The sequence below is a fragment of the Calditrichota bacterium genome (genome assembly GCA_016867835.1).
Taxonomy (GTDB): domain Bacteria; phylum Electryoneota; class AABM5-125-24; order Hatepunaeales; family Hatepunaeaceae; genus VGIQ01.
Genome location: VGIQ01000153.1, coordinates 1 through 4,943 on the forward strand (window position 1 = coordinate 1; position 4,943 = coordinate 4,943).

Genomic DNA, 4,943 nt, shown 5'->3' on the forward strand with positions numbered 1-4,943 from the left:
CGATTCATCGACTGCAATGCAGCCTTTGTAAGGATCTTTGGGTTTGCGTCCAAAGAGGAAGCGCTCGCTACTCCAGCCAGTCGGCTCTATCTCTCGAACGACGACCTGCATCGTCTGGTCGAACGACTAATGAAAGAGAAGCGGCTCGAGAACTACCGCTGCGAACTGAAGCGAATCGACGGACGACCGATACAGGTGATTGAGAACATTGTCGGCTCCTTCGACGAAGCGGGCAGCCTCATTTACATCAAAGGCTATATCATCGACGACACCGAGCGCTATAGGTCGGAATTTGCGCTGCGCGAAAGTGAAGAACGTTATCGCAGCCTCTTCGAATCGAGTCCGGTGGTGCTCTATATGCTCGATCCGGAATCCGGACAGATACTTGATGTCAATCAGGCTGCAGTGCAGTTCTGGGGCTGGACCAGAGAGCAGTTGCTCTTGATGAAGATATACGAAATCAATGGTTTGGACGAGCAGGCTGTGGTGCGCGAGTTGACCGCCTCAACCCGGACGTCCCGTCGCGCTCTACGCCGTCGGCATCGTCTCGCGTCGGGCGATTACCGGGATGTAGAGGTTCATCACGGCCCCATTGTGATGCGGGGCAGGGTGGTGATACTGGTGATCTTGCACGATATCACCGACCGCCTGGTGGCAGAACGCGCTTTAGCCGAATCCGAAGAGCACTACCGGACGCTCATTGAGAAGTCGAACGACGCGATCTATCTCACCAGCGGCGGTAAGTTCGAGATCATCAACCGGCGATTCGGCGAGATACTTGAAGTTACGCCGGAAGAAGTGGCTGCCCCCGGATTCGATCTCTTTCGCCTGGTGGCGCCGGAAAGCCGCGAGATGATTGAAGATCGACGAGCCAGATTGCAGCGCGGTGAAAAAGTCCCCGATCGTTACGAATTCATAGCCCTCACCGGTACCGGAAAGCGCGTCGAGGTTGAAGTGTCGGTGTCGCAGGTCGAATTCCGTGGACGACCGGCGACCCAGGGGATTCTCCGCGATGTCACCGAACGGAAACGGCTTGAAGCGCAACTCCTGCAATCACAAAAGATGGAGGCAATAGGACGCCTTGCCGGAGGTGTTGCGCACGATTTCAATAATATTCTCTTGGCCATTTCAGCATCCGCCGAATTGCTCGAGCATCAGATCGAGCCCGATTCGGCGCAAGGCCTCGAGGTGCGCCAGATCCAGGCTTCATCAGCCCGAGGCGCCAGTCTGACCCGACAATTGCTCTCCTTTGCCCGTCAGCAGTCGCTCAACATCACCCGGATCGAACCGGATGAAGTGGTGAAGCAGATGGAGCCTCTCTTGCGTCGTCTCATCCGGGAGAGGATTGAACTGACATGCACTGCCGGCCTTAATGGAGCGCATATTCAGGCCGACCGTAATCAAATAGAACTGGCGGTAATGAATCTGGTGGTTAACGCCCGCGACGCCTTGGGCGGTGAAGGACGGATTGCTATTACCTCGCAAGTGTATGAAGCATCCGATGTCTTTGCCGGAAAGGGGGCTGCGGCTCAGGGGCGTTTTGCTTGCCTGGCGGTAACCGACAATGGCGTCGGGATGTCACCCGAGATTGCAGCCCGGGCTATTGAACCATTCTTCACTACAAAGCCGATTGGTCAGGGCACCGGTCTTGGCCTTTCGACCGTGCACGGCATTGTCCGGCAGTCGGGAGGACATGTATTCATCGACAGTGAGCCGGGCAGGGGCACGACAGTTCGACTCTGCTTCCCTATAACTGATGCTGACGAAACAATGATAGAGCAGCCCGCAGCACAGCCGTCGCTTCCGGAATCGTCGCAGGGACAGGAAACGGTGCTCATCGTCGACGATGAAGATGCGGTGCGCGGCGCTGCGTCGCGCTACCTTGCAATGAAGGGCTACCGGGTCTTGACCGCTTCGGGGGGCTTCGAAGCCCTCGACGTGGCGCGTAATTTCGACGGCCCAATCGACCTGCTGTTGACCGACATGGTGATGCCCGGAATGCCCGGCTACGAACTTGCTTGTCGTCTCGAGCAGATGCGTCCCGATCTGCGGGTGATCTTCATGAGCGGCTATTCACGCTATGAATTCCCGCTCGACTCAAAATATCTCCCCGAACTGCACTGCATCGAAAAACCGTTCCGACTCGACGACCTCGGTCAGCGGGTCCGTAAAGTTTTGGGGGAGTCATTATGATATACCCTAATCCGGCAGTAAGTGTGCCGTCGGATGTCCCCATCCGACGGCGGAGCGGTCAGATGAGGACATCTGACCGCACAATTGGCTTCCACCCCAGAGGTGAAAACAGCAAATGCCTATCGCTGGATCAGGGATGGTGATAATGCTAACGGGATATTGTCATTAGCGTCGGCATCAACTTCCCACGCTCGGAGATCGGCTGGCGATGGCGGGTGTTGTGGGGCAGCCTGGCACTGGACAGCCCGGCGGTCCGGGCCGGCAAGGCTGTCTCGCTCCTGATTATCCTCGCCTTTGCCGTCGGTTCGACCTTTTTCTTCCGGGCTGCGTTCTCCAGTCTTCTTCGCATCGAAGGTATCGGCGCGCCGCTCCTCTGGCGGGTAATCTCCATTGCCTGCGGGACGATCCTTGCGATGCTCATCATCAGCAACTTGATCACGGGTGTGGCGACGCTCTATCGATCGTCTGAGATAGCCTTCCTCATGTCGCGCCCGGTTACCTATCGTCGGATCTTCCTGACTCGCTTCTATGACAATTTGCTCTACAGTTCATGGTCGATGCTGGCATTGGGTATCCCCCTTGTAGCGGCTTGGGGAATGGTCTTCGGGGTGCCGATTCCATTGGTGGTGGGGGCGATTGTACTCGGCCTGCTGCCGCTGGTTGTTATTGCGTCGGTGATAGGCACGGTCATCTTGATGCTATTGATCGGCATTGCGCGAAGATGGTCACCCTGGGCGGCGATGGGTCTTATCCTGCTGCTCACAACCGGGGTGCTTTACTGGTCTTCGACGCAGCGCAGCCGGGGTTTGGTGGTCGAAGGGTCCGCACGCAGTTCGACGGTCGAACGTTACCTGACGCAGTTGGGACGCGATCCCCGGCTGCCGGTGCTTCCCTCGGGCTGGCTGGCGTCCGGGCTTAAGGCGGTGTCGGGACGCGACTACAACCGGGCGCTGCTCTTCGGAGGGCTGTTGTCGTTAACGGCGGTCGTATGGCTTCGCTGGCTGGCGCTGGCGGGAGGACGTTACTATTACCCGAGTTGGGGTACGTTCGCCGGCAGTCTTATTATCCGACGATCCATCAAGGCGGAGAAGGATGCCAGTTCACAGAGCGCAGCCCGATTTGGACGGGGCATCCTGCCGCTTCAGGCAGGGACGCTGCTTCGCAAGGATGTCTTACTCTTCCTGAGGTCGCCGGGTCAGTGGGGGCAATTATTGCTGCTGATAAGTTTCTTCTTGATTTATCTGGTCAATCTGGTGTATATTTCAAGTCGGTTTGACTTTGATCACCCCTACTGGAAGACGATGGTGCTCTTCCTCAACTTCGCGTTCAGCGGTTTCATATTGGCGACACTCTCGGTTAGGTTCGTCTATCCGCTCGTGAGTATGGAAGGACGGGGCATTAGTGTGGCACGGATGGCTCCGATGCCGCAAAGGGTTTTGATTGCTGAGAAGTTCGGCCTGGCGTTTGGGGTGATCTTCGTCCTCTGTCAGTTGATCGTTGTTGTGTCGCACAGCATATTGGACATCGGCGGCACCTTGCTTTTCCTGACGACGCTTGCGACCTTCCTGATGGGACTTGCGCTCACCGCACTTTCTGTCGGCCTGGGGGCGCTCCTGCCGGACTTCAGCGAGGAGAGTCCGATGCGCATTGCTTCGACGCCGGGGGGGGTAATGACGGTCGTTATCTCGCTGCTCTATGTAGCCGCAATGGCGGCGTTGGTCGGCTGGCCGACACGAGGCTATTTTCTCCACTTGATCGGCCGGGGAGGCGGTATTGCGCTTGAAACCGGGCTTGCGCTGCTGGCTATTGGACTGCTCAATCTGGCGGTCATAGTGTTGCCGCTCTATTTCGGAGCGCGTTCGCTGGCCAAGCGGGATTTCTGAGATGGCGCGCGCGGCTGCAGGCGACTCTTCGCTTGCACCAACGGTGCGGGTTCTGTTGGTCGATCCGGGCCGGCATTTGGCAGGAGTGGTGCAACGGGAAGTGGGGACCGGACTTCCGGTTGAATTTGTGCGCGTGCCGATGGCGGATGCGGCGTTGCAGATGTTTGCCCTCAAGTCGTTCGATTTGGTGCTGCTGCAATTGCGGCTGCCACATTTTAGCGGCGTCGAACTGGCTGCCAAATTGCGTCGGATCGACGCGCGGCTACCTCTTATCGCCTTCAGCGAAGAGGTCTCCCCGCGCGAGACTGAGGCACTGACCCGGCACGGCTACCCATTGCCGCTTACGGGTCGAAAACTGGACGACGAGATTCTCCAGCGGTTCCGGCTCTATGTGGGGACTTTGGAGGGGATCAAAGAGGTGGCTCACCGGCGCGAGGAGTTGCGACGGCGATTCGGGTTCGAGCGGATCTTGAGCCGATTCACCGGAATGGAGGCTTTGCTCGAACGAATAGGCCGGGTGGTTCGAAGCAAGGTGCCGGTTCTGATCGAGGGTGAAAGCGGCACCGGCAAGGAACTGATCGCCCGGATGCTGCATACGACGGGCGACCGCGCCAAGCGGCCCTTTGTTACCGTTAACTGTGCAGCGGTGCCTGAGGGTCTGCTCGAGAGCCAGTTCTTCGGCTACGAAAAGGGCGCCTTTACCGGGGCACAGACGCGCACTCCGGGCCGTTTTGAAACGGTCAACGGCGGGACACTCTTTCTTGACGAAATCGGCGAGATGAGCCCGGCGTTACAGGCGAAACTGCTGAGAGTGCTCGAGTATGGCGAGTTCGAGCGGGTCGGAGGGTCCGAGACAATCAAGGTCGA

3 protein-coding genes are annotated in these 4,943 nt (G+C 58.1%); all 3 read left to right on the forward strand.

Annotated features, from left to right (window positions below; genetic code table 11):
• Window positions 1–2,193, forward strand: a 2,193-nt coding sequence (locus FJY67_11290; GenBank protein ID MBM3330032.1) for a PAS domain S-box protein, incomplete at its 5' end; no start/stop codon positions are given.
• 158 nt (window positions 2,194–2,351) lie between these two features.
• Complete coding sequence (locus FJY67_11295; GenBank protein MBM3330033.1) at window positions 2,352–4,076, forward strand: hypothetical protein; 1,725 nt, start codon at window positions 2,352–2,354, stop codon at window positions 4,074–4,076.
• A gap of 1 nt (window position 4,077) precedes the next feature.
• Window positions 4,078–4,943 (forward strand): sigma-54-dependent Fis family transcriptional regulator (locus FJY67_11300; GenBank protein MBM3330034.1); only part of this gene is annotated, 866 nt, incomplete at its 3' end.